We start from the raw sequence: 26,085 nt of genomic DNA, 5'->3' as shown, positions 1-26,085 counted from the left end.
CCGACCCATACCCACCGACGCGCACGAAGGAAGGGCTGCCATGACCGCCCACCCGACAGCTGACGACCCGAAGACCGAGGCCGAACTGGACCTCGACAGGAAACAGGAAGAGGTCGAGCAGAGCTTCGCCGGCCCGGGCGAGCGGCTGGAGATCCTGTCGCCCGACGGGACGGTCCGTCCCGGGGCCGAGGTCCCGCTGAGCACCGAGCAGGTCCGCGACGCGCTCCGCTGGATGATGCTGTCCCGGACGGTGGACGTCCGGGCGATCAGCCTCCAGCGGCAGGGGCGCATGGGCACGTTCTCCGCCGTCCGCGGCCAGGAGGCCTCGGTCGTCGGCTCGTCGTTCGCCCTCGACCCCGCCCGCGACTGGATCGTTCCGCAGTACCGTGAGCTCCCCGGGGTCGTCCGCCACGGCTTTCCGCTCGACGGGTACCTGCTGTACTGGATGGGGAACCCGGCCGGCGGTCGGGTGCCCGACGGGGTCAAGGTGCTCCCGCTGCAGATCGCGCTGGCCGCGCAGCTCCCGCACGCGGTCGGGCTGGGATGGGGGCTGAAGCTGCAGGGCAGCGACGGCGTCGTGACCACCTACTTCGGCGACGGCGCCTCCTCGGAGGGAGACACGCACGAGGCCATGAACCTCGCCGGTGTCACCCGGGCACCGGTGGTCTTCTTCCTGCAGAACAACGGATGGGCGATCTCCACCCCGCGAACGAAGCAGACCGCGGCGTCGAACTTCGCCAGCCGGGCCGAGGGGTACGGCTTCCCGGGCGTCATCGTCGACGGCAACGACCTGTTCGCCGTGTACACGGCGATGCAGCAGGCGGTCGAGCGTGCCCGGCGGGGGGAGGGACCGACGCTGATCGAGTCCCAGACGTACCGGATGGGTGCCCACAACACCGCCGACGACCCGACCCGCTACATGGAGCCGGTGGAGCTCAGCGGCTGGGACGAGCGCGACCCCATCCGCCGCGTCACGTCCTGGCTGCGCAGCCAGGACGCCTGGGACGACGAGGCCGAACGGGAGATGCAGGCCGGCATCGACCGGCAGGTCGACGAGGCGATCGAGTCCGCCGAGGCCTTCGCACCCCCGAACCCCGAGCAGATCTACACCCACGTCTACGCCGACCCGCCGGAGCGCCTGCGTGCGCAGCAGCGTGCCGCGCTGGACTCCCACTGAGCCGAGGAGCGACACCATGGCGACGATGACGATGATCGAGGCGATCCGGTCAGCCCTCCGGGAGGAGATGGCGCGCGACGAACGGGTCGTGGCGCTGGGCCAGGACATCGGCCAGCTCGGCGGTGTCTTCCGGGCGACGGACGGGCTGCTCAAGGAGTTCGGCGCCGACCGGGTGTTCGACATGCCCCTGGCCGAGGCGGTGATCGCGGGCTCGGCGCTCGGGCTGGCGGTCTCCGGCCTGGTCCCCGTGGCGGAGATCCAGTTCCTCGGGTTCACCCACCAGGCGTTCCACCAGATCGCGCCGCAGATCGCGCGTTACCGCTACCGCTCGCAGGGCCGGTACAACGCGCAGGTCACCATCCGCACCCCCTTCGGTGGCGGCGTCCGGACCCCGGAGCTGCACTCCGACGCCCTCGAGGCGCAGTTCGTGCAGGCCCCCGGGCTCAAGGTGGTCATGCCGTCGAACCCCTACGACGCCAAGGGCATGCTGCTGGAGGCCATCCGCGACCCCGACCCGGTGCTCTTCTGCGAGCCGCTGCGGGGGTACCGGCTGGTCAAGGGTGAGGTTCCGGAGGGGGACTACACCGTTCCCTTCGGTCAGTCCCGGGTCACCCGCGAGGGCGGCGACGTGACGCTGGTGGCGTGGAGCGCCGCGGTGCAACTGGCCGAGCGGTCCGCCGCGCGGCTCGCGGAGGAGGGCATCGAGGCGACGGTGCTGGACCTGCGCACGCTCGTCCCCCTGGACGTCGAGGGGCTGGTGTCGGCCGTGGAGGCGACGGGGCGCTGCGTCGTCGTCCACGAGGCCCCGCTGACGGCCGGGTTCGGGGCCGAGGTGGTCGCGACCCTGCAGGAGGAGGCGTTCTACTCCCTGGAGGCTCCGGTGGCCCGGGTGGCGTCGCCGGACACCCCGTATCCGATCGCCTCGATCGAGGACTACTACATCCCGAGTGTCGAGCGCGTCGTCGACGCCGTCCGCCGGACGGTGAGCGCCAAGTGAGCGAGCTGGAGTTCCGCCTTCCCGACGTCGGGGAGGGCCTCGATGCGGGCGAGATCGTCGAGTGGCACGTGCAGCCGGGTTCCACCGTCGTCCGCGACCAGGTCCTGGCCGAAGTGGAGACCGACAAGGCGGTCGTGGAGATCCCGTCTCCGGTGAACGGGACGGTGCTCCGCCTCGGTGGCGAGGTCGGCGACGTCCTCGAGATCGGGGCGCTGCTGGTGGTCTTCGAGACCGATGAGTCGGTGAAGATCCGCAGCCACGGCACGGGCGGCCCGGCGACCTCGCCGGCCGCCGAGCAGCCGCCGATCGCCGAGCAGCCGCCGGCCGAAGAGCAGCCGCCGGCCGCCGAGCAGCCGCCGGCCGCCGCGCCTGCGCTGCCCACGCCCGCCGCCGTGGCGCAGTCCCCGGAGGCGGCGGCGGGGGCTCCCTCGCCCACCGCGGCCGCCGACGGGGGCCGCTCCCGGATCGGGCGGGTACTGGCCTCGCCGGCCACCCGCCGGCTGGCGCTGGAGACAGGGGTCGACCTGACGGCCGTGCGTGGCTCCGGTCCGGGTGGCCGGGTGACCGCGGACGACGTGCGGGCCTTCGCGGCCGCGCCCGCGGTCGCCGACACGGGCGTGGACGAGACCGCCGGGGCCGCGGGCGGGAGCTCCGCGGAGCCCGGCGAGCCGCGGCGCGTCGTGCGCCGGCTCGCCGACGAGACCGTGCCCCTGCGCGGGCTGCGGCGCTCGATCGCGAAGTCCATGACGACCTCGTGGCAGCAGATCCCGCACATCACGGAGTTCCGGGAGGTCGACGCCACCGCTCTCGTGCGGGCGCGGGCCAGCCTCCGGCCGCACCTGGAGGCCGACGGCGTGGCCTTCACGTTCCTGCCGCTGCTGGTCAAGGCCGTCGTCGCGACGCTGGCCGAGCACCCCAAGTTCAACGCCAGCATCGACATGGCTGCCGAGACGATCACCTACCACGGCCGGCGCAACATCGGCCTGGCCACGGCGACCGCTGCCGGGCTGATGGTGCCGGTGGTCAAGGATGCGGACGGCAAGTCCCTGGGCGAGCTGTCGCGAGAGATCGACCAGCTCGCCTCGGCTGCCCGGGACCGCACCGTCAGCTCCGCGCAGATGTCCGAGGGGACCTTCACGATCACCAACTTCGGCAGCTTCGGCGGCTGGCTCGCCACGCCGATCATCCGGCCGCCCGAGGCCGCGATCGCCGGTTTCGGTCGCATCCGCGACTCCGTGGTCCCCGTCGACGGTGTGCCCGTGGTCCGGCCGACGCTGCCGTTGTCGGTCTCCGCCGACCACCGGCTGATCGACGGCGACGACATGGGGGCCTTCCTGGCCACCCTCATCGCCTACCTGGCCGATCCGATCCTGCTGCTCAAGGGGGAGTGATGGTCGTCGGAGAAGTGGCAGAGGGCGTCGACCTGCTCGTGGTCGGCGCCGGCCCCGGCGGCTATACGGCGGCGCTGCGCGCGGCCGCCCTGGGCCGCAGCGTGCTGCTCGTCGACCGGCTCGGGGACGCCGGCGTGGGCGGGGTCTGCCTCCAGGTCGGCTGCATCCCCAGCAAGGCGCTCATCGAGGTGGCCGAGGTGGCGCACCGGGCCGGCGGGCTCGGGGACGCCGGTCTCACGGTCGGCGACGTGTCGGTGGACATGGCGCGGTTCCAGGAGTGGAAAGCGGCAAAGGTCGGCGGGCTCACCGGAGGCGTCTCGGGGCTGCTCCGCCGGGCCGGCGTCGAGGTCGCGGCCGGCGAGTTCCGGTTCACCAGGCCGGGCTCGGGGGTGCTGCAGTCCGCCGACGACCGCCCACCGCGGCACCTGCAGTACACCGACGTCCTGCTCTCGACCGGATCTCGGCCGGTGGAGCTCCCGGGGCTTCCCCGGGACGGGGAGCGGGTCCTGGACTCCACGGACGCCCTGGCCCTGCAGACGTTGCCGCGCAGCATCGTGGTGGTGGGAGGTGGCTACATCGGTCTGGAGCTCGGAACGGCGTTCGCCAAGCTGGGCACTCGGGTGACCATCATCGAGGCGCTCGACCGGCTCCTCCCGGGGGTCGACGCCGCGCTGCTGCGTCCCGTCCGCCAGCGGCTCAAGGCGCTCGGCGTCGACGTGCTGCTCGGGCACCGGGTGGAAGGCTTCGAGGACGGCGTGGTCACGGCGACCGCGGCCTCCGGTGAGAAGCGGGTGTCGGCCGAGAAGATGATCGTGGCCATCGGTCGGCGCCCCAACACCGACGGGCTGGGGCTGAAGAAGATCGGCATCACGCCCGACGTCGGTGGGCTCCTGGCGGTGGGGCCGGATCGCATGGCCGCACCGCACGTCGCGGCCATCGGCGACATCACGGCGGGACCGGCCCTCGCGCACAAGGCGACGGCGGAGGGGGAGGTGGCCGCCGAGGTGTTGTGCGGCAAGCGTGCGGCGTTCGATCCGGCGGCCATCCCCGCCGTCGTGTTCAGCGACCCAGAGATCGCAGTCGCGGGTCTGTCGCCCGAGGAGGCCCGGGCGCAGGGCATGGACGTCGCCGTCGCGCGCCTCCCGCTGAGCGCCTCGGGGCGGGCCGCGACGATGGACGCCACGGAGGGGTTCACGCAGCTGGTTGTGGACCGGTCGGTCGATGCGGTGGTCGGCGTGCACATCGTCGGTCCGCACGCGTCGGAGCTGATCGCCGAAGGGGTCCTCGCCATCGAGATGGCGGCGTCCCCGCTGGACCTGCTGGCGTCGATCCACCCGCACCCGACGCTGAGCGAGATGACGTCCGACGTCGCGCGCAGCCTCTTGCACCAGCCGGCCGGGGCGACGGTGCCGGCCGCGGCGGCCTCGTGACCGCGGCGGCGGGCGCCGGCGACCGGCCGCTGGAGGGGCTGCGCGTCGTGGAGTGCGCGACGTACGTGGCCGGTCCCTCCGGCGGCATGACGCTCGCCCAGCTGGGTGCCGACGTCATCCGCGTCGACCCGCTGGGCGGGGCCACCGACCACCGACGCTGGCCGCTGGCCCCCAACGGCGCCAGCCTGTACTGGCACAGCCTCAACAAGGGGAAGCGCTCGGTCACCGTGGATCTCCGGTCCCCGGCCGGGAAGGAGCTGGTGACCGCCCTGATCACTGCCCCTGGCCGGGACAGCGGGGTGTTCCTGGACAACAACGTGGCCCGTTCGTGGCTGGACTGGTCCGCGCTCTCGGCGCGCCGGCCAGACCTCGTCCACGTCCACGTCCAAGGGCACCGCGACGGCCGGCCGGCGGTGGACTACACGGTCAACGCCGCGGCGGGGATCCCCAACATGACCGGCGGCGAGTCGGACGGTGCGCCGGTGAACCACGTGCTCCCGGCGTGGGACCTGCTCACCGGGCAGTCGGCGGTCGTCGGGTTGCTCGCCGCGCTGCGGCACCGGGACCGCACGGGTCGGGGCAGCTACCTCGAGGTGGCCCTCGCCGACGTCGCGCTGGCCGGGGTGGCGGCGCTCGGCTGGTACGCGGACGCCCAGCTGTCGGGGGTGGACCGGCCGCGGCACGGCAACCACGTGTACGGCAGCTTCGGCGTCGACTTCCCCACCTCGGACGGACGCCGGGTGATGGTGGTGGCACTGACCGAGGGCCAATGGCGGTCGCTGTGCCAGGTGACCGGGACGGGAGAGGTCTTCGCCGCGCTGGAGAAGGCCCTCGGCGTGGACCTCGAGGACGAGGTGAGCCGGTACCACCACCGGGAGACGATTGCGGCGATCCTGCGCGGTTGGTTCGCCTCCCGCGATGTTGCGACCGTCAGCCGGCAACTCGAGGCCGCACGGGTTCTCTGGGGTCCATACCGCACGGCTACGGATGTCGTGCGGGAGCACGAGGCCGACCCCGCGTCCTCGCCGCTCACCGAGCTGGAGCAGCCCGGCGTCGGTCGCCTGCTGGCGATGGGCAGCCCGCTGCGACCCCATGCGGTGGAGGAGCCTCCCCGCCCGGCGCCCGTGCTCGGCGCCGACACCGACGAGGTGCTGACCGAGGTGCTCGGGCTGGGATCGCGGGAGATCGGTCGGCTGCACGACGAGGGCGTCCTGGCGCCCACCTCGGCGGCAGAGTGACCGCCGTCGACCGGCCGCAGAGAGGCGGGACGGTTGCCGCCTCACCCCGCCGCGCGCCATCCATCGAGTACGGGGCGGGGTCGGCCGACTACCATGCTGAGGTGGCGGTAGAGGCATCGGGCATCGACGGATTCCACTCCTCGCAGCCGCCACGCGGCCGTCAGGCCCTCAGCGAGGAGTCGGCGGGCTACGTCCGCGCGCTGATCATGTCCGGGGAGCTCCGGGAGGGTGAGTTCGTTCGCCTCGACCGCATCGCGGCGGATCTCGGGATCAGCGTGACACCGGCCAGGGAGGGACTCCTCCTGCTGCGCGGTGAGGGTTTCGTAGTCTCGGAGCCGCGGCGGGGTTTCGTGGTCGCGCCCCTGTCGCCGGAGGACGTCGCCGACCTCTTCTTCGTCCAGGCGACCATCGCCGGGGAGCTGGCCGCTCGCGCGGCGCTCAAGCTCAGCGACACGGACCTCGCCGAGATCGACGATCTCCAGGACCGGCTGGCACGAGCCGCGCGGGCAGGGGACGGGGACGTCGTCGCCCGCTGCAACCACCTTCTGCACCGGATGATCAACCAGGTGGCGGCCGCACCCAAGCTGAACTGGTTCCTCGGCCTCTCGGTGCGGTACGTGCCGACCCGCTTCTTCACGTCCATCGCCGGCTGGGAGGAGGCCTCCGCGCACGACCACACCGCGTTGATCCAGGCTTTGCACCGGCGTGATGCCGATGGCGCCCGCGTCGCGATGGAGGAGCACATCAGGCATGCCGGCCAGCTGCTGGTTGCCCACCTGGTGCGGACCCGCTCCGCCGCGAAAGAGGACCGGGATGCACCCGGCGAGGGCGACGCGGAGTCCCGGGACGCGGCGTCCGCTCCGCTTCCGTAGCGCAGCCGACCGGGTCGGAGTAGTAGGGGAGCCAGGCGGTCAGCGGCCGATCGGCGCCGTCCGGGCCCGGGTCAGCCGCACCAGCTCGCCCGGCGGCAGCTCCAGCTGGAGCCCGCGCTTGCCCGCGCTCACCAGCACCGTGGGGAACCCCAGGGCGGAGGCGTCGACCACGGTGGGCAGCGCCTTCCGCTGGCCGAGGGGGCTGATCCCGCCGAGCACGTAGCCGGTCGCGCGCTCGGCGTCGGCGGGCTCGGCCATCGCCGCCCTGCGTCCGCCGGCGGCCGTGGCCAGCGCCTTGAGGTCGAGCGTCCCGCTGACCGGCACGACCGCGACGGTGAGGACGCCGTCGACGTGGGTCACCAGGGTCTTGAACACCTGGCGGGGGTCGGCACCCAGCGCGGCGACGGCGGCCTCGCCGTGTCCCCGGTCAGCCGGGTGCCCGGGGTCGTACGGGTGCAGCGTGTGGGCCACCTTCGCCTGCTCCAGGACCCGCACCGCCGGGGTTGCCGCCACGGCGCCGGAGCGTAGCGATCACCGGCCCGGTGGGAATGGCCGCGGGCGCCGGTGCCGTTGCACCCGCCGTGAGCAGCAGCGTCTCCACCACCCGCACGCGGGCCGTGCACCGGCGTCCCCCGGGCCGTCCGGACGCCGCACGGCTAGGATCGACCGACGTGGTGCCCCGCGTCCGGGGGCCCCGGAGAGGACGGTCGGTGCCTGAGGATTCCGCGGTCGACAACGCCGGTCAGCTGCCCGAGGGCGCCCCGGTGGAGGTGCCGGAGGCCCGCGAGGGCGGGAGCCGCACGGAGCTCGCCGAGACCCGCGCCGAGCGGGATGCCCGGTTCGAGCGCGACGCGCTGCCCTACCTGGACCAGCTCTACCCGGCGGCCCTGCGGATGACCCGCAACCCGGCCGACGCCGAGGACCTGGTGCAGGAGACCTTCGTGAAGGCCTACTCCGCGTTCCACCAGTTCGCCGAGGGCACCAACCTCAAGGCCTGGCTGTACCGGATCCTGACGAACACCTACATCAACAGCTACCGCAAGAAGCAGCGGCAGCCGCAGCAGTACCCCACCGAGCAGGTGCAGGACTGGCAGCTCTACGCGGCGGAGGAGCACACCTCCTCGGGTCTGCGCTCGGCCGAGATCGAGGCGCTGGACCACCTGCCCGACTCCGACATCAAGGACGCCCTGCAGCAGCTGCCGGAGGACTTCCGGCTCGCCGTCTACCTGGCCGACGTCGAGGGCTTCGCCTACAAGGAGATCGCCGAGATCATGGGCACGCCCATCGGCACGGTGATGTCCCGGCTGCACCGCGGTCGCCGGGGGCTGCAGAAGCTGCTGGCCGACTACGCCCGCGAGCGCGGCTTCGTCCGCGCCGGAGCCGGTGAGGAGGCGACCCACTCGTGAGCAGCGAGCACGGGTCCGGCGGACCCCTCGACATCAACTCGTGCGACGACGTCCTGACGCACGTCTTCGAGTTCCTCGACCACGAGACCACCGACGAGCGGCGCGGCCTGATCGCCGAGCACCTCGAGGACTGCTCCTCCTGTCTGCGCGAGTTCGGCATCGAGCAGGAGTTCAAGGCCCTGGTGCGCCGGCGCTGCGGGGGCGACAAGCCGCCGTCGGGTCTGCGCGAGCGGATCAAGACGCAGCTGACCAGCGTCTCCTTCGAGGAGGACGGCACGCAGGTCAGCGTGGAGCGGCTGACGATCGAGCGGTCGGAGGAGCGCCCCACCGCGTGAGGCGCTGCTGAACGCCAGAGGCCCAGAACCCGTCGGGTCCTGGGCCTCTGGCGCATACCCCCTCTGCATGCAGAGGGGCCGCTCTCACGCGTTGGGGCGCTTGCCGTGGTTGGCCTTGTTCCCCTTGCGGGAGCGACGCTTGCGTCCACGCTTGGACATCGCTGCCCTCCTCTCACCCTCACCGGTGGGCCCGCTCGGCCCGTGGATCCCGCGGGGGGTCGGCGCGGCCCACGTAGGGTGCACGACGCCGACGAACCCGCCAAGCTGACCGGACAAGCCTCTCACGGAGGCGCCTGGCCGTGCGCCGGGCCGGGCGATGGGATGCAGGAGGAACAGCAGTGCCGCAGCTGGGGATCGAGACCGTCCTGGTCGCAGGACGGGGCCCGGCGGGCTGCGCCGCGGTGGGCGCGTGCCAGCGGCTCGGTCTCAAGGCCGTCGCCGTGTACAGCGAGACCGAGCACGCGGCGCGGCACGTCCGGCTGGCCGACGACGGGGTGCTGCTCGGCCCCGCCCCGGCCGCGGAGTCCTACCTGGCGGTCGACCGCATCGTGGAGGCGGCCCGGCGCAGCGGGGCCGACACCGTGCTCCCCGTCCCACCCGCGCTGGCCGGGAACGCGCGACTGGCGAGCGCCGTCCTCGGCGCGGGGCTGCGCTGGGCAGGCCCGGCTCCGGAGGTGCTGGAGCGGCTGGGCGGCGACGGCGTGGAGCCGGCCAGCGAGCGGGGCCTCCTGGCCTGGGTGACCGACGAGGGTCTGCGGTTCCCCACGCCGGTGGCCCGGGACCGCGCGGCCGGCATCGCGCGGGTGTCCTGGACCCCCGGAGCGCCCGGCGACGTGCCGCCGGCGGCGCAGCGGCTCGCGGAGATCGGCTGGCGCGGCCTGGTCACCGTGGGCATCGCCCCGGACGGAAAGCTGACCGAGGTCGCCGCCGGGGTCTCCCTCGACATGGCGGTGCTGGAGCGCGCGCACGGCGTGGACGCCGTCGAGCTGGCGCTGCGCAGCGCGGTCGGGTCACCGGTGCCCGGCCCCGGTCCGGCGGCTCGCCCGGACGTGCGTGCCGCGGTGGCCGTCCAGCTGCGATCGACCCTGCCCCCGGGCACCGCGGGCCGGATCAGCGGGCGGCTGCCCGGCTCCGGGCGCCGGCTGGTGGCCGAGGCGGACATCGACCTGGTGGCGGTGACCGGGTACGACCCCGGTGACCGGCTCGACGGCTGGTACGACGCGTTGCTGGTCACGGTCAGCGCCGGGGCGGTGGACGTCGCGACGGCCGCCCGCGCCGCTGCTCTGGCGCTGAGCGGGCTGCCCGAGACCGGCGTTCCGCACGACGGTCCGGAGGTCTGCGCGGTGGTCGGGCGACTCGCTCAGGGGCGGGCCGTCCCGGACGCCTGATCCGCCGGCCGCGTGCTTGGATGAGGGCTCACGGACGGTGAGCGCGGGAGGTTCCGGTGGCGGTCGAGGAGATCCACGCAGAGATGGTCTCCAGCGTCTGGAAGGTGCTGGTCGAGCCCGGTGCGCCGGTGTCCGCCGGCGACACGCTGGTCATCCTCGAGTCGATGAAGATGGAGATCCCGGTCCTCACGGAGCGTTCGGGCACGGTGCGGGAGCTGCACGTCGTGGAGGGCGAGGTCCTCCAGGAGGGCGACCTGATCGCCACCGTCGTCGATGCCTAGAGGTCGCGGGCGTAGACCAGCAGGTCGATGCCCGGCACCGGCGTCCAGTCCCGCTCGGGCAGGCGGGTGAATCCGAGCCGCTCGTACAGCCGGTGCGCCGCGGTCATGCGCGTGCCCGTCGAGATCACCACCCGCCGCTTGCCTGCCGCCGACGCACGGCGCAGGCACTCCTGCACCAGCGCCGCCCCGATGCCCTGGCCCTGCGCGTCCGGGTCCACGGCGAGCATCCGGAAGCCTGCTTCGTCGGCGGACTCCAGCACCTCGCCGAACGCGCCCCCCGGTACGAACGCGACGCTGCCGACAACCCGGCCGGTCGCATCGCGCGCCACGAGGAGTTCGGCCTGGCGCGCCCGGCCGGCGACGTCGGCCAGCTCCGCCGCGTACCCGCTGGAGGCGAGCCCGCCGCCCACGTAGACGTCGACGGTGAGCTGGGCGATGCGGTCGTGGTCGCGGCGCCCGGCGGCCTCGATGACGACGGCGGGAAGGGCTACCACGCGCGCAGCCTAAGTGGCCCTCTGCCGGGTCCCGCGGCGAGCCTGCGTCCAACTGGGCAGGGCACCGACCCCGTCCACCTCGCCCCTCGCCCGCGCGGGGAGGACCCCGGGAGGGGGTCCTAAGCTCGGCGCACCATGAGCAGCCTCTCCGAACGCCTCACCCGCGGAACGGCGTCCAGCCCTGCCCAGATCGCCCACGCGCGGCGCCTGGTCGCCGACTGGCAGCTGCTGGCGGACCTGGCTTTCGCCGACCTCACGCTGTGGGTGCCGCTGCCCTCGGGCTCCTGGTGGTGCGTGGCCCAGGTGCGGCCGCTCACCGCACCCACCAGCCGGCCGGAGGACATGGTCGGCGTCGAGACCGGTCCGGAGGAGGCCCGGCCGTTCGCCGTGGCCCTCCGGGACGGCCGGCCGGTGCTGGACGGGGACCCCGACCGGACCGGGCACACGCCACGGCGGCGCGAGGTGATCCCGGTCCGGCACGAGGGCGTGGGCATCGCCGTCCTGGCCAAGGACACCAACCTCGCGGTCACCCGCTCGCCGTCGACCCTCGAGCTGACCTACCTCGACATCGCCGCCGACCTCTGCCTCATGGTCTCGGCTGGCACGTTCCCGCCGGTGAAGCTCCAGGACGCCGAGATGAGCCCGCGGGTCGGCGACGGGCTGGTGCGCCTGGACGGGGCCGGACGCGTCACCTACGCGAGCCCGAACGCGCTGTCGGCCTACCGGCGGATCGGGGTGGCCGGTGACCTGGCCGGCGCGCAGCTCGCCGACGTGACCTGCCGGGCGGTGACCGACCGGGTGGCGGGGGAGGCGGCCGCCGCGGGCATCACGGCGGCGGTCGCGGGGCGCTACCCCGATCCGATGGACGTCGAGGCGGCCAGCGCCACCCTGCTGCTCCGGGCCCTGCCCCTGCAGGTGCCCGGCGCAGCCCCCGGCGCGCTCGTGCTGGTGCGCGACGTGACCGACGTCCGGCGGCGGGACCGGGCACTGCTGACCAAGGACGCGACCATCCGGGAGATCCACCACCGGGTGAAGAACAACCTGCAGACGGTGGCCGCGCTGCTGCGGCTGCAGGCCCGCCGGATGACCGAGCCGGCCGCCCGGGCGGCGCTCGAGGAGTCGGTGCGCCGGGTGGCCTCGATCGCCGTGGTGCACGAGACGCTGGCCGGCAGCCGGGAGGACGTCGTCGACGTCGACGACGTCCTCGACCAGGTGCTGCCGATGCTCGGCGACCTGACGTCGGTGGGCCCGGCGGCGCGGACCCGGCGGACCGGATCGTTCGGCGAGCTGCCGGCGGCGGCGGCCACCCCGCTGGTCCTGGCGGTGACCGAGCTGCTGCACAACGCCGCGGAGCACGCCTTCTCCGAGGGGGAGCCCGGCGTCATCGAGCTCGTCGCCGAGCGGAACGGCGAGGACCTGCTCGTCCGCGTCCGGGACGACGGCCGGGGTCTGCCGCCGGGGTTCGACCCGGCCGTCAGCGACGGGCTCGGCCTCCAGATCGTCCGGACGCTGGTGACCAGCGAGCTGGGCGGCAGCCTCACGATGGGTGCGCCGGAGGGACGACCCGGCACCGAGGTGGTGCTGCACCTGCCCGGGAACGGCTGGCCGCGGCGCTGAGCCCGGCGCCGCCGGAAAGCGCCGAGGCCGGTCCGGGGGGAGCCGGACCGGCCTCGTGGCGGTCAGTGCGAACGCGGTGGTGCGGTGAGCCGCCGGGAGTCCCCGGCAGCCGTCGTGGTGCTCCTGGTCAGGCGGTGTGGACCCGGGTGCGAGCCTGGCGACGCTTCAGCGCGCGCCGCTCGTCCTCGGAGAGCCCACCCCAGACGCCGGAGTCCTGACCCGAGCGCAGAGCCCAGTCCAGGCACGACGAGACCACCGGGCAGCGCTGGCAGACGGCCTTCGCCTGCTCGATCTGGACCAGGGCCGGACCGGTCGTCCCGATGGGGAAGAACAGCTCCGGATCCTCGTCCCGGCAGAGCGCGCGGTGGCGCCAGTCCATGGCGTTGTACTCCTCGATGTCGTCTGCGGTCGGTACGTCAGTCGCGTAGCTCGGTCTGCCATCGCCGGGCCGACACCGGTGTACCCAGCGCCATGGCGGCAGCGACTGCCTGCTTTGTTACCGGCAGGTTGCGTTCCAGCAGCGATGTTTTCACGTGCCGGACGCCTGTCAAGGGAAACGCGGTCAGCGCTGACCCCCGCGTGAGCAACCTCACCACGGCCGTGCTAGGCCTGCCACTCGGCGGAGGGAATGTCCTCGCGCCCGGGCCGGGACACGCCGGTTACGCGATGACGCGCAGGGCGTCGGGCACGTTCCGGAACCGCACGCCGGTGGCGGTGCCGAGGTGGTCGCCGTCGACCTGCCAGCCCTGCGGTCGCACGGCGGTGACGGTGAGCTCCCGGAGGTCGTGCCGGCGGTGCAGGCCACGCCCGCGCAGGTCTGGTTCCGGCCGCATGGTCTGCCGCAGGGCCCGGAGCATGCGGGTGGTGCCCGTGCGGCCGAGGGCGAAGACGTCCAGCCCGGTGTCGAAGGAGGCTCGAGGCGTGGGGTTCACCGGCCGGGCGCCCAGGTACGTCCAGGGGCTGACGTTGGAGACCAGGCAGAGGAACAGCTCCTCGAGCGGCGGTTCGCCGGGCACTTGCAAGGTCATGGCCGGACGCCGGCGTTCGCGGCCGAAGAGGAAGGCGCTGGTGCCCTCGCGGACGTAGAGAGCGCCGGTCGAACGGCGGCCCTGCGCCCGGCGCGCCTCCACCCGGGCGATCACCTCCGCGTCGAAGCCGAACCCGGCGGCGAAGACGAACCAGCGTCGATCGGTCCACCCCGGCCCGTCGGCGTCGGCGTCGGCGCGGGCGACCGCCTCCGCCGCGGCCGGCGCCACGCCGGTCACCGCCGCGGTGCTGGTCCCCGTGGCGCTGGCGGTGCCCAGGGAGACCGACCGGGTGCGGCCCGCCCGCAACGAGGCCAGGATCTCCGCGGTCGCCTCCACCGGGTCGAGGGAGCGGCCCAGGGCCCGGGAGAACACGTTGGTCGAGCCGCCCGGGACGACCGCCAGCATGGGCACGCCCGCCCCGGGGCCGTCGGCCAGCAGCCCGTTGACCACCTCGTTCACGGTGCCGTCGCCGCCGAGGGCGACGACCACGTCGATCCCGTCGGCGACCGCCTGGGCACCCAGCTCCCGGCCGTGGCCGCGGTGTCCGGTCTCGGCGACGTCGACCTTCAGCTCGCTGGCGAGGGCACCCACGAGCACGTTCCGCGTCTTCGCGGTGGTGGTGGTGGCCGCCGGGTTGACGACCACGAGCGCGCGCATGCCGCCAGGCTATCCAGGGGGCGCGGGCACCCGTCGGCGGCGCCGGGCGACGGGCCTGCGGCGAGCGGGCGCCGCGTAGTCTCGCCGTCGTGACCGAGGACCGCGGCGCGCCCGCACCGCCGCCCCGTCGCCTCGCCGACCGCCTGTTCGGCGCCTCGATCGCGCAACCTGCGCCCCGCCCCGCGACGCCACGCACCGAGGCGCCGCCGTCGCTCCGCCGGGCTGCGCTGGCGGTGGGGCTCGAGGCGCTGCTGTTCGGCCTCGGCGCGCTGGTGCTGCTCGTCCTCACCGTGACCGGCGACCCCGAGAGCGTGCCCCGGGCCCTGGCCGAGGTGGTGCTGGCCGCGCTGGCCGCCGGCGTCCTCGGTGCCGCCGCCCGCGGCCTGTGGCGGGTGGCCGGCTGGGCCCGCGGGCCGGTGATCGCCCTGCAGCTGTTCCTGGGGCTGACCGGCTTCACCTTCGCCTTCTCGGCCCAGCAGCCGCTGATCGGCCTGCCGATCCTGGCGCTGGTCGGCACCGTGCTCTACCTGCTGGCCACCCCCGAGTCCCGCCTGGCCTACCTGGACCGTTGAGGTCCCCTCAGGGGCGCGCCCGAACCCGCGAGGTGGAGAGGGGGCTCCCTCAGATCAGGTCGATGACGTCGGCGATGGAGTCGAGCACCCGGCTGGGCCGGAAGGGGAAGCGCGTCACCTCGTCGGCCGCGGTGGACCCGGACAGCACGAGCACGGTCTCCAGACCGGCCTCGATCCCGGCGACGACGTCGGTGTCCATGCGGTCGCCGACCATGATCGTGGACTCCGAGTGCGCCTGGATGCGGTTCATGGCGCTGCGGAACATCATCGGGTTCGGCTTGCCGACGAAGTAGGGCTTCGCGCCGGTCGCCGCGGTGATCATGGCGGCGACCGACCCGGTGGCCGGCAGCGGGCCCTGGGGCGAGGGGCCGGTGACGTCGGGGTTCGTGGCGATGAAGCGGGCGCCGCCACCGACGAGCCGGATCGCCCGCGTGATCGCCTCGAACGAGTACGTGCGCGTCTCCCCGAGGACGACGTAGTCCGGATCGCTGTCGGTGAGGGTGTAGCCGGCCTCGTAGAGCGCCGTGGTCAGCCCGGCCTCGCCGATGACGTAGGCCGACCCGCCGGGCAGCTGGGTGGTGAGGAAGTCGGCGGTCGCGAGCGCCGAGGTCCAGATGGCCTCCTCGGGCACCAGCAGCCCGGTGCGGCTGAGCCGGGCCGCGAGGTCACGCGGTGTGAAGATCGAGTTGTTGGTGAGGACGAGGAACCGACGCCGCCGCTCGACCAGGCGGTCGAGGAACTCCTTCGCCCCGGGCAGGGCGTGTCCCTCGTGGACCAGGACCCCGTCCATGTCGGTCAGCCAGCACTCGATCGGTCCGCGCTCGGTGGTCACGGGCCGAACGCTAGCGCCGGTGGGTCACTCCCGTGCGGCGCAGGCGAACGACGCGAGCGCGTCGTCGGTGAGCCGGAACACCGTCCACTCGTCCATGGGCACGGCGCCGGCGGCCCGGTAGAAGTCGATCGACGGGGTGTTCCAGTCCAGCACCGACCACTCGAGCCGCGAGTAGCCCCGGTCGACGCAGACCTGTGCGAGCGTGCGCAGCAGTTCCCGGCCGAGCCCGGCGCCGCGGTGCTGCGGCTGGACGTAGAGGTCCTCGAGGTGGATGCCGTGGGTGCCCCGCCAGGTGGAGAAGTTGAGGAACCACAGGGCCGTGCCGACGACCCGGCCGTCGCGTTCGGCCACGTGGCCGAACAGGGCGGGGGAGTCGCCGAACAGGCAGGCGGTGAGCTGCTCCTCGGTCAGGCGGACCTCGTGCAGCGCCTTCTCGTAGTCGGCGAGCTCGCGCACCAGCCCGACGACGGCGGGGACGTCGTCGGGGCGGATCGGGCGCACGCTCATGAGAGGAGCTCCTTCAGGCGGGCCGGCACCAGCCGGCCCAGTGGTGACAGCACCGGCACGAGCACCGGTGCGAGCAGGTAGCCGTAGGCGAGCACGCATCCGGTGACAACCGGGAACAGCGCGAGGCCGATCACCAGGAGCACCGCCGTGGCGACCAGCCCGTAGGGGCGGCCGCTCTTCGGGCTGACCAGCGACCGGAACGACCGGAAGCGGACGTCGGTGACCATCAGCACCGCGGGGACGGCCACCACGAGCAGCACCCAGAGCCGGTCACGGCCCTGCATGTCGTCGCCAAAGGCGAACACCGACGCCAGCACGACGCCGGCGGCACCGGGACTCGGCATGCCGATGAAGTACCGCTTGTCCGCCGTCGGGTCGATGGTCGTGTTGAACCGGGCCAGGCGGATGGCGGCACACGCCACCCACAGGAAGCAGACGACCCAGCCGAGCGGGTCCCACCCGTCGCGCCCCTCGGAGAACAGGGTGAACGCGAGCAGCGCCGGGGCCAGCCCGAAGGAGACCAGGTCGGCCAGCGAGTCGAACTGCAGACCGAACGGCGTGACGGCGCCGACCAGGCGGGCGACGGCGCCGTCGACGATGTCGAACAGCACCGACAGCCCGACCAGGACGGCCGCGAGCGTGTACTGACCGCGGATCGACACCAGGATGGCGAGGAACCCGCAGAACATGTTGGCGAGCGTGAAGAGGCTGGGCAGGGTCGCGAGCGCACGCCGCCGGCTGCCCCGCACCGAGCCGCGCACGAACTCGACGGTGGCCGTGCGGCGGGTCTGCGGGGGCCGGTGGCCGGAGGCGGAGCTGGGCACGGCGAACCCTCAGCGGGTCGAGGACCAGCGGGCGATGGCGGTCTCGCCGCCCCGCACGCGCTGCCCCTTCGTCACGGTGATCTCGCACTCGGGCGGCACGAACACGTCCATGCGCGAGCCGAACTTCATCAGGCCCATCCGCTCCCCGGTGGCCAGTTGCTGCCCGGGCCCGGTGCGGGTGACGATCCGGCGGGCGAGCACGCCGACGATCTGGCGGAAGACGACCGTGCGGTCCCCGTCGCGCAGCCACAGTTCGCTGCGCTCGTTCCGGTGCGCCGACTCCTTCCGGTAGGCCGCGAGGAAGCTGCCCTTGCGGTAGGAGCTCTCCACGACCTCGCCGTGGTACGGGGAGCGGTTGACGTGCACGTCCACCACCGACAGGAAGACGCTCACCTGCTGCCAGTCGCCGTCGGGGGCCACTCCCTCCTGCGGCTCACCGGCCACCATCACCACGCCGTCGGCCGGGGACAGGACGTCGTCCGGGTCGACCGGCACGGTGTCGCAGCGCCGGTCCGGGTCGCGGAAGAACAGCGCCATGTACGCCGACAGCCCCACCAGTGGCCAGGCGGCCAGGCGGAGGCTCCGGCGGCCGGTGGTCCGGCCTCCCGCGGCGAGCAGGGCGGCTGGGGCCAGCGGTCCGGTGATGAAGGGCCACCCGGCGGGGTCGATGCGCATCGTCTGCAAACCGTACCGGCCGCGCCCGCGGTCGGTCCGGATCCCGGGTTCAGGCCGGCGGCGAGGTGATGTCCGGGTCGGCCCCCTGCTCGCTGGTGCGCGGTCGCGGCGGGCCGCCGTACCAGTCGAGGCAGATCATCGTGGCGTCGTCGCGCAGGTCCCCGCCGGTCTCTTTGAGGACGGCCCTGCCGAGGGCGTGGACCACCTCTCGCGGGTGCAGGTCGGCGGTGTCCGCCAGCGTTCTCGCGACATCCAGGTCGACCGCGTTGCGCTCCTGCATGCCATCGGTGAGGAAGACGATCCGGTCACCGGGCTCGAGCGGGAAGGGCTGGACGTCGAAGGACTTGCCGGGAACCACGCCGAACGGCGGCTCGACCCGCAGGTCGACCTCCTCGACCCGGCCGTCGCGCAGCCGCAGCGGCAGGACGTGCCCGGCGTTGACGACCGTCGCGGTAGCGGCGTGCAGGTCCACCCGCACCAGCTGCCCCGTGACGAACTGCCCGGCGTCCGCGTTCTCCGCGAGGGCGTCGTTGGCGTACCGGGCCTGCTCGGCGAGGTCCATGCCGCGTCGCCGACCGTTGCGCAGCGCCCCCACCAGCAGGGTGGCCAGCAGGGCCGCGGCGACCTGGTGGCCGACGGCGTCGGTGATCGACAACTGGAGGCAGTCGCGGTCCAGCGTGTAGTCGAAGGTGTCCCCGCCGACCGAGCTGGCCGGTTCCAGCCACCCTGCAAGGGTGAACTGACCGGCCTCGCACGTGTAGGACGCGGGAAGCAGCCGACGCTGGATCTCCGCGGCCAGCGCGAACTCCGTCGAGCGCTGCCCCCACTCGAACACGTCGGTGTGCCGGCGGGCGGCGATGACCACGTAGGCGAGCGCGTGCGCCGCGGTACGGATCTCCGCCATCTCCTTCGCGGAGGGGTAGCGGGCGAGGTCGAACTCGATGACGCCGATCGCGTCGCCCCGGTCGGTGACCGGCACGACCACCACCGCCCCGTCGACGGCCTCCCGGACGTCGGCCTCCTGCGTCCGCAGGACCTGCTCGTAGACCGTGCCGGCCAGCGACAGCGTCTCGGCCTGCTCGCCCCCGTGCCTGCGCGCGCCCTCGACCAGGGCGGCCGAGGTCAGCCGGACGACGGCCCGGCCGGTGAAGTCGGCGATCAGCAAGGTCGCGCTGCGGGCCTCGACCATCGCCCCCAGGGCGTCGGCGACGGCCTCCACCGCCTCGATGGGTGCCGCGTCCTCGACCCTCTCCAGGAGTTGCCCGACGTCGATCACGAAGTCCTCCGAGCCGCGCATGGGGCAGACCCTAGGCGCCGGCGCGGCGTCGCCAGGGTGGGAGGAGTTTCCGAGACGGCGCTGCCGGACCACCCACGAGGGCGGCCCGGCAGCAGCGCAGATCCGGTCTCAGGCAGCTGCCTTGGTCTCCCAGAAGATCTTGTCGATCTCGGCGATGTAGTCGAGCAGCTTCTGGCCCTCGGCGGGGTCCATGCTGCCCTTGCCGCCGGCGGCGCCGGCCTGCTTGGTGGCCTTGTTGAACAGCTCGTGCAGCTGCGGGTACTTCTCGAAGTGCGGGGGCTTGAAGTAGTCGGTCCACAGCACCCACAGGTGGTGCTTGACGAGGTCCGCCCGCTGCTCCTTGATCAGGACGGCGCGGGTGCGGAAGACCGGGTCGTCGTTGCCCTGGTACTTCTCCTGGATGGCCTTGACCGACTCCGCCTCGATGCGGGCCTGGGCCGGGTCGTAGACGCCGCAGGGGAGGTCGCAGTGCGCGGTGGCCTCCACGGCGGAGAACATGCGGGTGAGACGCATGGGGATGCCTCCGAGGATCGTGGGGTTGTGTCGTCTGCGACCCTACTCGCGGTGATCGACGGCGACAGTGCGGGAGAGCGCGGGGACGGCCCGGTGGACCCGCTGCCGGGTGCGTGGCGACCGGTCCGGGTGAGCGGGCCGTCCATGTCCCCGACCGTCCGCTCGGGTGACCTCCTGCTGGCCCGGCGGGTGCGGTCCGGGGGCCGGTGGTCGCGCGGGGTGCGCCCGGGGGACGTCGTCCTGGCGCGGTTCCCGTCGCGGCCGGACCTGCTGGTGGTCAAGCGGGTGCGCCGGGCGGTCCCCGGTGGGCACTGGGTGGAGGGGGACAACCCGTTCGTCACCGACGACAGCCGCTCGTTCGGCGTCGCCGTCGTGGTGGGCCGCATCACCGCCCGGCTGTGGCCCCGCCCGGGCCGGCTCCCCGGCGCCCCGCCCTCACACCTGGCGTAGCCGGGCGTACCGCGCGGCGCACTCGGCCATGGTCGGCAGCAGGCCCTGCGCCCGCGCCTCGGCCAGGGTGGGGGCGGCCCGGTCCTTGGCCGACAGCTCCAGCTCGAGGTCGGACGGCCAGGGCAGGTCCAGATCCGGGTCCAGTGGCGAGACGCCGAACTCCCGCCCCGGGTCGTAGCCGGAGGAGACCAGGTAGGTGACCGAGCTGCGGTCCTCCAGCGCGACGAAGGCGTGGCCGAGCCCTTCGGCGAGGTAGACTGCGCTCGGCTGCTCGCTGTCCAGGACCACCGCGTCGTGCACGCCGAACGTGGGCGAGTCGACCCGGACGTCGACGACGACGTCGAGCACCCGGCCGGCCGGGCAGTAGACGTACTTCGCCTGGCCGGGGGGCACGAGCGCGAAGTGGACACCGCGGAGGACGCCCCGTGCGGAGACGCTGTGGTTCGCCTGGGCGAGCGGGAGGCTGTGACCCACGGCTCGGGACAGCACGTCGGCCCGGTACCACTCCGTGAACCGGCCGCGCGTGTCGCCGTGCGGCACCAGGTCGAGCGCGTAGCTGTCGGGCACGGCGAGCTCGCGGATCTGCACGGTCGTACCGTAACCGCAACGCGATCGCTGCACCCGGTTACGCTGCTGTGCCCATGAGCGGGAATCCGGCGCCCGGGGACCACGTCAGCAGCGACCGCTTCGCGGCCGACCCGGCGTTCGCGGTGCACGAGGGCGGCAAGCTCTCCGTGGCCTCCACCCGCTCCATCGGCTCGATCGCCGACCTCGCGCTCACCTACACCCCCGGCGTCGCCCGGGTGTCCAGCGCGATCGCCGCCGAGCCCGAGCTCGCCCGCCGGTTCACCTGGGCGCCCCGGGTCGTCGCCGTCGTCTCCGACGGCACGGCCGTGCTGGGGCTCGGCGACATCGGCCCCACCGCCGCGCTCCCGGTGATGGAGGGCAAGGCCTGCCTGTTCAGCGAGTTCGCCGGCCTCTCCTCGGTGCCGATCGTGCTCTCCACGACCGACGTCGAGGAGATCGTCGAGACCGTCGCCGCGATCGCCCCCTCCTTCGGCGGCATCAACCTCGAGGACATCAGCGCCCCCCGCTGCTTCGAGATCGAGGCCCGGCTGCGCGAGCGCCTGGACATCCCGGTCATGCACGACGACCAGCACGGGACGGCGATCGTCGTGCTCGCGGCGCTCCGCAACGCGGCGACGGTGGTCGGGCGGGAGCTCGGCGACCTGCGGGTCGTGGTCTCCGGCGCCGGGGCGGCGGGGGTCGCCTGCACCAAGATCCTGCTCGAGGCGGGCGTGCGCGACATCGCCGTCGCCGACTCGCAGGGCGTCCTGCACGCCGGCCGGGAGGCGCTGACCGGCACGAAGCAGTGGCTGGTCGAGAACACCAACGAGTCCGGTTTCGCCGGCTCCATGGTCTCGGCGCTGCGGGGGGCGGACGTCTACCTCGGGGTGTCCGGCGGCTCGGTGCCCGAGGAGGCGATCGCGTCGATGGCCGAGAACTGCATCGTGTTCTCGCTGGCCAACCCCACCCCCGAGGTCGACCCGGAGGTGGCGGCGAGGTACGCCGCCGTGGTCGCCACGGGGCGCAGCGATCTGCCCAACCAGATCAACAACGTGCTCGCCTTCCCGGGCGTCTTCCGCGGCGCCATCGACGCCGGGGCGACCAGCATCACCGAGGAGATGAAGCTGGCGGCCGCCACGGCGATCGCCGACGTCGTCGGCGAGGACCTGCGGGCCGACTACATCGTGCCCAGCCCACTGGACCGCCGGGTCGCGACCGCCGTCGCCGACGCCGTGGCGGGGTGCGCGCGGGAGCAGCGCGTCACCCGCTGAGCGTCGGCCGGTAGACGCGACCGAGGACGCCCGCGAGCAGCCGTTCGGCGACCGGTCGGGGCAGCGCGGCGACCAGCGCGTGCACCGGCGGCCATGCGCGCGGGGAGCGATCCGCCGGAGAGCCCGGCGAGCTCCAGCAGCGAATCGACGTCGGCGACGGTCAGCGCCGCCGGGTCGATGGTGGCGGCCGCGGCCACCAGGTCCGGGTCCGGCACGGGCCGGGGCAGCGCGGTGGCCGACCGTGCGCCGTCCCGCAGATCGGCCAGCAGCGCGTCCACCCGGTCGGCGGTCGCCGCCGTGACGGTCAGGTGCACCGTGGCGGGGAGGTCCCCGCGCTCCTGGGCGAAGGGCGGCTGCGGCTGGATGAGCCAGCTGCGGGCGGTCATCTCGTCGGCCAGGTTCAGCACGTCGACGCCCTCCGGTCGGTCCTCCGCGACCGCGACGAGCGTCGCCGCCGGGCGGCCGATGACCCGCAAGCCGTCGATCGTGTCGATCCCGTCCGCGAGCCGCACGGTGGCGTCCCGAGCCCTGAGGGCGAGCTCGCGGTAGCCCTCGGTGCCCAGCCACCGGTGCACCGCCCAGGCGGCGGCCATGGCACCGGCCGGCCGGGTGCCGGCCAGGGTCGGGTTGACCACCGGGTAGCCGGGCCAGCCCGCCGTGGAGAACCAGTGCGCGTGCCGCAGCTCCGGCGTGGCGGTGAGCAGCACCGAGACGCCCTTGGGTGCGTAGCCGTACTTGTGCAGGTCCACCGACAGCGAGGTCACGCCCCACACCGAGAGGTCGAAGCGCTCCGGGACGTCCTCGAGGAACGGCAGGACCCAGCCCCCGATGCAGGCGTCGACGTGGCACGGCACCCCGGCCACGGCCGCCAGCCCGGCGATCTCCCCCACGGGGTCGAGCACGCCGTGCGGGTAGGACGGCGCGCTGACCACCACCAGCACCGTCCGCTCGTCCAGCAGCCGGACCACCGCCGCGGGGTCCACCCGGCAGGTGACCGGGTCGACCGGCACGTCGCGCACCTCGACGTCGAACAGGTGGGCGACCTTGCGGAACGCGGCGTGCGCCGTCACCGGCAGCAGCAGCACCGGCCGGCCGGTGCCGCCCGCCGCCCGCCAGCGCTCGCGGGCGGCCAGGACGGCGAGCTGGCAGCTCTCGGTTCCGCCGCTGGTCAGCGTGCCCACCGCCTCCGGGCCGCCGCCGAGCAGCGCCAGGGCCGCCCCGACGAGGTCGTTCTCGATCCGCGCCACGCTGGGAAAGGCGGTCGGGTCCAGGGCGTTCGTCCACTGGAACGCCGCCTGCGCGGCCGCGGCGAGCCCGTCGACGTCGGCCCGACCGGAGTCGTAGACGTAGGTCGGGTCAATCCCCCTTCACGTTGACCAGCTGGCGCAGCGTGTGCCGGACCTCCACGAGGTCCGCGGCGTCGGCCATGACCTGGTCGACGTCCTTGTAGGCCCCGGGGATCTCGTCGAGGAAGGCGTCGCTGTGCCGCCACTCGATGCCCCGCATCGACTCCTCCAGCTGGGCCCGGGTGAAGGTCTTGCGGGCCTTGGTCCGCGAGAACACCCGCCCCGCGCCGTGCGGTGAGGAGTTCAGCGACTCGGGGTTGCCGAGCCCGGTGACCACGTAGCTCGCCGTCCCCATCGACCCCGGGATGAGCCCCGGCTGCCCCTTCCTCGCCTGGATGGCGCCCTTCCGGGACACCCAGAGATCGGCGCCGTAGTGCTTCTCGTGCTGGGTGAAGTTGTGGTGGCAGTTGACCCGCTCGAGCTCCGGCGTCGCGTCGGCGCGCATGTGCCGGGCCAGGCAGTCGGCGACCCGGTCCATCATCTCCTCGCGGTTGAGCAGCGCGAAGTGCTGCGCCCACCGCAGCTCGGCGATGTACCGGTCGAACTCCGGGGTGCCCTCGTCGAGCCAGGCCAGGTCCCGGTCGGGCAGGTGCAGGCCGTCGCGGCGGGCCCGCTCCTGGGCGATCGCGATGTGCTTCTGAGCGATCCTGTTGCCCACCCCGCGGCTGCCGGAGTGCAGGAACAGCCATACGCGGTCGCGCTCGTCCGCGGTCACCTCGATGAAGTGGTTGCCCGAGCCGAGGCTGCCCAGTTGCAACGCCCAGTTCGGCGCCGTCGTCGTCACCGAGTGCAGGACCCGGTCGCCCAGCTCCTCGGCCTTCGCCTCCAGCTCGGCGACCCGGCGCCGCGCCGACTCGGTGAGCTTCTTGTTGTACCGGCCGGCCGAGAGGGGCACCGCCCGCTCGATGTCGCCGCGCAGCGGCGCCAGCGGGCCCCGCGCCCGCACCTGGTCCACCGACCACGGGGTCCGGACGGCGATCATGCCGCAGCCGATGTCGACGCCGACCGCCGCCGGGATGATCGCCCCGCGCGTCGGCAGCACCGAGCCGACGGTGGCGCCCTTGCCCAGGTGTGCGTCGGGCATGAGGGCCACGTGCGGGTCGACGATGTCCAGGGAGGCGGTGCGCTCGGCCTGCTTCAGCGTCTCCTCGTCGAGGATGCTCGCCCAGTTCAGGAGCTTGTCCGACAGTCTCTCCACCCCTCGAGTCTGCGGGCTCCGGCCGATCGCGGCGAACGGTTTGTCCCGGGGCCGGATCGCGGGTATCGAGGGGCGCATGGCAGCCAGCAGGGCGGCGGTCGCCGCCACGGGCCAGTGGGTCGACCCCGACGACGGCATCCGGTACCCGGCCGGTGAGGTGCACGCCTGGGAGCGCGGGCGCAACGAGACCGCCTGCGGGCTGTCCCTGAGCCGGTCACGGCTGACGCGTTTCCCGCACGTCGCCTGGCCCGACGTGCAGCCCGAGTCCGGCCGGCACGCCGAGGAGGTGCAGGAGGTCTGCCGCCGCTGCCGCGCGGCACAGGGCGCCCGCCGGGACGACCGCGGCTGGACCAGGACCAACCCCCGCCCGTGACGGCGGGCGGTCTCAGCCGGAGCTGAGCAGCCGGTCCACCAGCGGGTCGACGGCGAGGTGCAGGTCGGTGTTGGTGTAGGCGAGGACGACGGTGGCCACCACGAAGAGCGGCACCAGGGCCACCTTCTCCACGGCCGCGCCGGTGCGGATGGGGGAGAGGGCCAGCCGCTTCCGGCGGACCAGCCAGAGCAGCGGCACCGGTACCCCGGCGGTGGTGATCGCGTCGCCGGCGATGTGGGTCAGCACGCCTGCGGCGACCGCCCAGGGGAGCCAGGACGGCGTGGTCGTGTGGTCGAGCACCAGCCAGGCGCCGCCCCACGACAGCAGGAGGTTGCCCAGGATCGTCGTCTCGGTGCGTCCGGGGATGACGAAGTGCAGGGCCCGCAGCGCCAGGCCGATGGCCAGGGCCAGCAGCAGGAGGCTGGACCAGAAGGCACCGGAGGCGAGGACGGCGAGCGCACCGAACGCCAGCGGGGCGAGGATCGCGTCGTGGGTCCCCCAGCGGTGCCCGCCGGCGAGCGCCCCGATCGCGCCCGCGGGCACGTCGGTGACCGGGCCCCACATGTCCGAGACCGTGGAGTCGCGGTGGTCGAGGTCGGGCAGCATCGCCATCCCGCCGACGGCGGCGACCCACGCTGCCTGGCCGACCGCTCCCTGGGCCGGGGCCCACGGCAGGGTCGCGGCGCCGGCGGCGAGGCCGGAGAGCGCGTGGGAGTGACCGAGCATGAGCTCAGCGTGCAGCCGCGCCGCGGCCCGCGCGGGCAGGTGCTGCGGCGTGTCCCCCTCGTTCAGTCATCGGGCAGGTGGCGCAGCAGCCGCTCGGGCGCGTCGCAGAACGTCCGCCAGTCGCGGACCAGGTCCAGGCCGGCCCACGAGCGCTCGGTGGACCCCGCCTCGTCGAGCTCGTACACGGGCGCCCGGGAGCGCGGCGAGCACGGGGGAGTGGGTGGCCAGCGGGACCTGCGAGCCGGTCGCCGCGACGCCCGGCAGCTCCCAGAACCAGGCATCGGGATCGGTGGCGTCGGCACGGACCTGTACCCGCGCCAGCGGCAGGTCAGCAGGCACTGCCGGGCCCCCTGCAGTGTCCCGCCACCAGCTCGCCAGTGGTGGGGTCAGGGGATCCTCTGTCAGTCGTCGAGGTCGTCGTCGTCCGTGCCGCCGCGGGCCAGCCAGGTGGCCAGCCGCTCGACGGGCACCTCGAAGTCGGGGTGCTGGTCGACGAACGCCTGCATCTGGTCGGCCAGCCAGGCCAGGGTGACCTGCTCCCCGCCCCGCCGCTCGGCCAGCTCCTCCAGGCCCCGGTCCGTGAAGTACATGCCGGAGAACCTACGACGCCCGGTCCCCGAGGT

Annotated in this window: 31 protein-coding genes; 15 read left to right on the top strand and 16 right to left on the bottom strand. The window is 73.9% G+C overall.

The window, feature by feature from the left end; all coding sequences use genetic code 11:
* The first annotated feature begins 40 nt into the window (after positions 1–40).
* The 6 genes from pdhA to ABC795_RS13790 all read left to right on the top strand — a co-directional run bounded on the left by pdhA (position 41) and on the right by ABC795_RS13790 (position 7,105).
* Entirely contained in the window at positions 41–1,177 is a 1,137-nt protein-coding gene (pdhA, locus tag ABC795_RS13815) for a pyruvate dehydrogenase (acetyl-transferring) E1 component subunit alpha (protein WP_347057765.1), read from the top strand.
* A 16-nt stretch (positions 1,178–1,193) separates the two neighbouring features.
* Entirely contained in the window at positions 1,194–2,174 is a 981-nt protein-coding gene (locus ABC795_RS13810; protein ID WP_347057764.1) for an alpha-ketoacid dehydrogenase subunit beta, read from the top strand.
* Positions 2,171–3,565: a dihydrolipoamide acetyltransferase family protein gene (locus ABC795_RS13805; protein ID WP_347057763.1), complete on the top strand. Its 1,395-nt coding sequence runs from the start codon at positions 2,171–2,173 to the stop codon at positions 3,563–3,565. The genes ABC795_RS13810 and ABC795_RS13805 overlap by 4 nt, the downstream gene beginning before the upstream one ends.
* Entirely contained in the window at positions 3,565–4,995 is a 1,431-nt protein-coding gene (gene lpdA, locus ABC795_RS13800) for a dihydrolipoyl dehydrogenase (protein WP_347057762.1), read from the top strand. The genes ABC795_RS13805 and lpdA overlap by 1 nt, the downstream gene beginning before the upstream one ends.
* Entirely contained in the window at positions 4,992–6,233 is a 1,242-nt protein-coding gene (locus tag ABC795_RS13795; protein ID WP_347057761.1) for a CoA transferase, read from the top strand. Before lpdA ends, ABC795_RS13795 begins: the two co-directional genes overlap by 4 nt.
* Before the next feature lie 101 nt (positions 6,234–6,334).
* Complete coding sequence (locus ABC795_RS13790; RefSeq protein WP_347057760.1) at positions 6,335–7,105, top strand: GntR family transcriptional regulator; 771 nt, start codon at positions 6,335–6,337, stop codon at positions 7,103–7,105.
* 39 nt (positions 7,106–7,144) lie between these two features.
* Here ABC795_RS13790 and ybaK read toward each other — a convergent pair whose 3' ends face one another.
* Positions 7,145–7,618, bottom strand: a complete 474-nt coding sequence (ybaK, locus tag ABC795_RS13785; RefSeq protein ID WP_347057759.1) for a Cys-tRNA(Pro) deacylase — start codon at positions 7,616–7,618, stop codon at positions 7,145–7,147.
* Positions 7,619–7,815: 197 nt separating this feature from the next.
* On the opposite strand from ybaK, the gene ABC795_RS13780 reads away from it, so the two are divergent.
* The 4 genes from ABC795_RS13780 (at position 7,816) to ABC795_RS13765 (ending at position 10,515) form a co-directional block, all read left to right on the top strand.
* The gene (locus ABC795_RS13780) at positions 7,816–8,511 is read left to right on the top strand and encodes a sigma-70 family RNA polymerase sigma factor (protein WP_347057758.1); all 696 of its coding nucleotides are present in this window, start codon (positions 7,816–7,818) and stop codon (positions 8,509–8,511) included.
* Positions 8,508–8,846, top strand: coding sequence for a mycothiol system anti-sigma-R factor (gene rsrA / locus ABC795_RS13775; RefSeq protein WP_347057757.1), 339 nt, complete (start codon positions 8,508–8,510; stop codon positions 8,844–8,846). The genes ABC795_RS13780 and rsrA overlap by 4 nt, the downstream gene beginning before the upstream one ends.
* A 338-nt stretch (positions 8,847–9,184) precedes the next feature.
* Positions 9,185–10,234, top strand: a complete 1,050-nt coding sequence (locus ABC795_RS13770; RefSeq protein ID WP_347057756.1) for a biotin carboxylase N-terminal domain-containing protein — start codon at positions 9,185–9,187, stop codon at positions 10,232–10,234.
* 56 nt (positions 10,235–10,290) lie between these two features.
* Entirely contained in the window at positions 10,291–10,515 is a 225-nt protein-coding gene (locus ABC795_RS13765) for a biotin/lipoyl-binding carrier protein (protein ID WP_347057755.1), read from the top strand.
* Here the strand turns inward: ABC795_RS13765 and ABC795_RS13760 are convergent.
* The gene (locus tag ABC795_RS13760) at positions 10,512–11,009 is read right to left on the bottom strand and encodes a GNAT family N-acetyltransferase (protein ID WP_347057754.1); all 498 of its coding nucleotides are present in this window, start codon (positions 11,007–11,009) and stop codon (positions 10,512–10,514) included. The two genes, ABC795_RS13765 and ABC795_RS13760, sit on opposite strands and share 4 nt — an antisense overlap.
* 135 nt (positions 11,010–11,144) lie before the next feature.
* Between ABC795_RS13760 and ABC795_RS13755 the strand changes: the two genes are divergently transcribed.
* Positions 11,145–12,626 (top strand): sensor histidine kinase, encoded by a 1,482-nt coding sequence (locus ABC795_RS13755; RefSeq protein WP_347057753.1) that lies wholly within the window; start codon positions 11,145–11,147, stop codon positions 12,624–12,626.
* A gap of 127 nt (positions 12,627–12,753) precedes the next feature.
* Here the strand turns inward: ABC795_RS13755 and ABC795_RS13750 are convergent, their stop codons facing one another.
* Positions 12,754–13,005: a WhiB family transcriptional regulator gene (locus ABC795_RS13750; protein WP_091928851.1), complete on the bottom strand. Its 252-nt coding sequence runs from the start codon at positions 13,003–13,005 to the stop codon at positions 12,754–12,756.
* A gap of 280 nt (positions 13,006–13,285) precedes the next feature.
* Positions 13,286–14,311 carry a diacylglycerol kinase family protein gene (locus ABC795_RS13745; protein WP_347057752.1) on the bottom strand — a complete coding sequence of 342 codons (1,026 nt, stop codon included), beginning with the start codon at positions 14,309–14,311 and terminating at the stop codon, positions 13,286–13,288.
* An 89-nt stretch (positions 14,312–14,400) separates the two neighbouring features.
* Between ABC795_RS13745 and ABC795_RS13740 the strand changes: the two genes are divergently transcribed.
* A complete protein-coding gene (locus ABC795_RS13740) occupies positions 14,401–14,883 on the top strand; it encodes a hypothetical protein (RefSeq protein WP_347057751.1) in 483 nt (160 codons plus the stop codon).
* A gap of 49 nt (positions 14,884–14,932) precedes the next feature.
* Here ABC795_RS13740 and ABC795_RS13735 read toward each other — a convergent pair whose 3' ends face one another.
* From ABC795_RS13735 to sodN, 6 genes are all read right to left on the bottom strand, one after another.
* Positions 14,933–15,715 carry an HAD-IIA family hydrolase gene (locus ABC795_RS13735; RefSeq protein WP_347057750.1) on the bottom strand — a complete coding sequence of 261 codons (783 nt, stop codon included), beginning with the start codon at positions 15,713–15,715 and terminating at the stop codon, positions 14,933–14,935.
* Positions 15,716–15,739: 24 nt separating this feature from the next.
* A complete protein-coding gene (locus ABC795_RS13730) occupies positions 15,740–16,222 on the bottom strand; it encodes a GNAT family N-acetyltransferase (RefSeq protein ID WP_347057749.1) in 483 nt (160 codons plus the stop codon).
* The gene (pssA, locus tag ABC795_RS13725) at positions 16,219–17,046 is read right to left on the bottom strand and encodes a CDP-diacylglycerol--serine O-phosphatidyltransferase (RefSeq protein ID WP_347057748.1); all 828 of its coding nucleotides are present in this window, start codon (positions 17,044–17,046) and stop codon (positions 16,219–16,221) included. The genes ABC795_RS13730 and pssA overlap by 4 nt, the downstream gene beginning before the upstream one ends.
* A 9-nt stretch (positions 17,047–17,055) precedes the next feature.
* Positions 17,056–17,721 carry a phosphatidylserine decarboxylase gene (locus ABC795_RS13720; protein ID WP_347057747.1) on the bottom strand — a complete coding sequence of 222 codons (666 nt, stop codon included), beginning with the start codon at positions 17,719–17,721 and terminating at the stop codon, positions 17,056–17,058.
* Between the two features lie 49 nt (positions 17,722–17,770).
* A complete protein-coding gene (locus ABC795_RS13715) occupies positions 17,771–19,018 on the bottom strand; it encodes a PP2C family protein-serine/threonine phosphatase (RefSeq protein WP_347057746.1) in 1,248 nt (415 codons plus the stop codon).
* 108 nt (positions 19,019–19,126) lie between these two features.
* Positions 19,127–19,531: a superoxide dismutase, Ni gene (gene sodN / locus ABC795_RS13710; protein ID WP_347057745.1), complete on the bottom strand. Its 405-nt coding sequence runs from the start codon at positions 19,529–19,531 to the stop codon at positions 19,127–19,129.
* A gap of 51 nt (positions 19,532–19,582) precedes the next feature.
* Between sodN and ABC795_RS13705 the strand changes: the two genes are divergently transcribed.
* Complete coding sequence (locus ABC795_RS13705; RefSeq protein ID WP_347057744.1) at positions 19,583–19,981, top strand: S26 family signal peptidase; 399 nt, start codon at positions 19,583–19,585, stop codon at positions 19,979–19,981.
* On the opposite strand, the gene rfbC is transcribed toward ABC795_RS13705, so the two are convergent.
* Positions 19,967–20,569 (bottom strand): dTDP-4-dehydrorhamnose 3,5-epimerase, encoded by a 603-nt coding sequence (gene rfbC, locus ABC795_RS13700; RefSeq protein WP_347057743.1) that lies wholly within the window; start codon positions 20,567–20,569, stop codon positions 19,967–19,969. The genes ABC795_RS13705 and rfbC overlap by 15 nt on opposite strands.
* Positions 20,570–20,622: 53 nt before the next feature.
* Between rfbC and ABC795_RS13695 the strand changes: the two genes are divergently transcribed.
* The gene (locus tag ABC795_RS13695; protein ID WP_347057742.1) at positions 20,623–21,819 is read left to right on the top strand and encodes an NADP-dependent malic enzyme; all 1,197 of its coding nucleotides are present in this window, start codon (positions 20,623–20,625) and stop codon (positions 21,817–21,819) included.
* On the opposite strand, the gene ABC795_RS13690 is transcribed toward ABC795_RS13695, so the two are convergent.
* Positions 21,726–23,066, bottom strand: coding sequence for an aminotransferase class V-fold PLP-dependent enzyme (locus ABC795_RS13690; RefSeq protein WP_347057741.1), 1,341 nt, complete (start codon positions 23,064–23,066; stop codon positions 21,726–21,728). The two genes, ABC795_RS13695 and ABC795_RS13690, sit on opposite strands and share 94 nt — an antisense overlap.
* 109 nt (positions 23,067–23,175) lie before the next feature.
* Positions 23,176–24,363: an RtcB family protein gene (locus ABC795_RS13685; RefSeq protein ID WP_347057740.1), complete on the bottom strand. Its 1,188-nt coding sequence runs from the start codon at positions 24,361–24,363 to the stop codon at positions 23,176–23,178.
* Between the two features lie 76 nt (positions 24,364–24,439).
* On the opposite strand from ABC795_RS13685, the gene ABC795_RS13680 reads away from it, so the two are divergent.
* Positions 24,440–24,736 (top strand): hypothetical protein, encoded by a 297-nt coding sequence (locus ABC795_RS13680; protein ID WP_347057739.1) that lies wholly within the window; start codon positions 24,440–24,442, stop codon positions 24,734–24,736.
* A gap of 12 nt (positions 24,737–24,748) precedes the next feature.
* Here ABC795_RS13680 and ABC795_RS13675 read toward each other — a convergent pair whose 3' ends face one another.
* The 3 genes from ABC795_RS13675 to ABC795_RS13665 form a co-directional block, all read right to left on the bottom strand.
* Entirely contained in the window at positions 24,749–25,462 is a 714-nt protein-coding gene (locus ABC795_RS13675; RefSeq protein ID WP_347057738.1) for a metal-dependent hydrolase, read from the bottom strand.
* A 62-nt stretch (positions 25,463–25,524) separates the two neighbouring features.
* Positions 25,525–25,647: a hypothetical protein gene (locus tag ABC795_RS13670; RefSeq protein WP_347057737.1), complete on the bottom strand. Its 123-nt coding sequence runs from the start codon at positions 25,645–25,647 to the stop codon at positions 25,525–25,527.
* Positions 25,648–25,863: 216 nt separating this feature from the next.
* The gene (locus ABC795_RS13665; RefSeq protein WP_091928837.1) at positions 25,864–26,052 is read right to left on the bottom strand and encodes a DUF6104 family protein; all 189 of its coding nucleotides are present in this window, start codon (positions 26,050–26,052) and stop codon (positions 25,864–25,866) included.
* Between the last annotated feature and the right edge of the window lie 33 nt (positions 26,053–26,085).

Source organism: Blastococcus sp. HT6-30 (assembly GCF_039729015.1).
In the GTDB taxonomy this organism is placed as follows: Bacteria; Actinomycetota; Actinomycetes; order Mycobacteriales; family Geodermatophilaceae; genus Blastococcus.
Note: the sequence above shows the minus strand (reverse complement) of the source record. Positions and strands in the feature narration are given on the sequence as shown.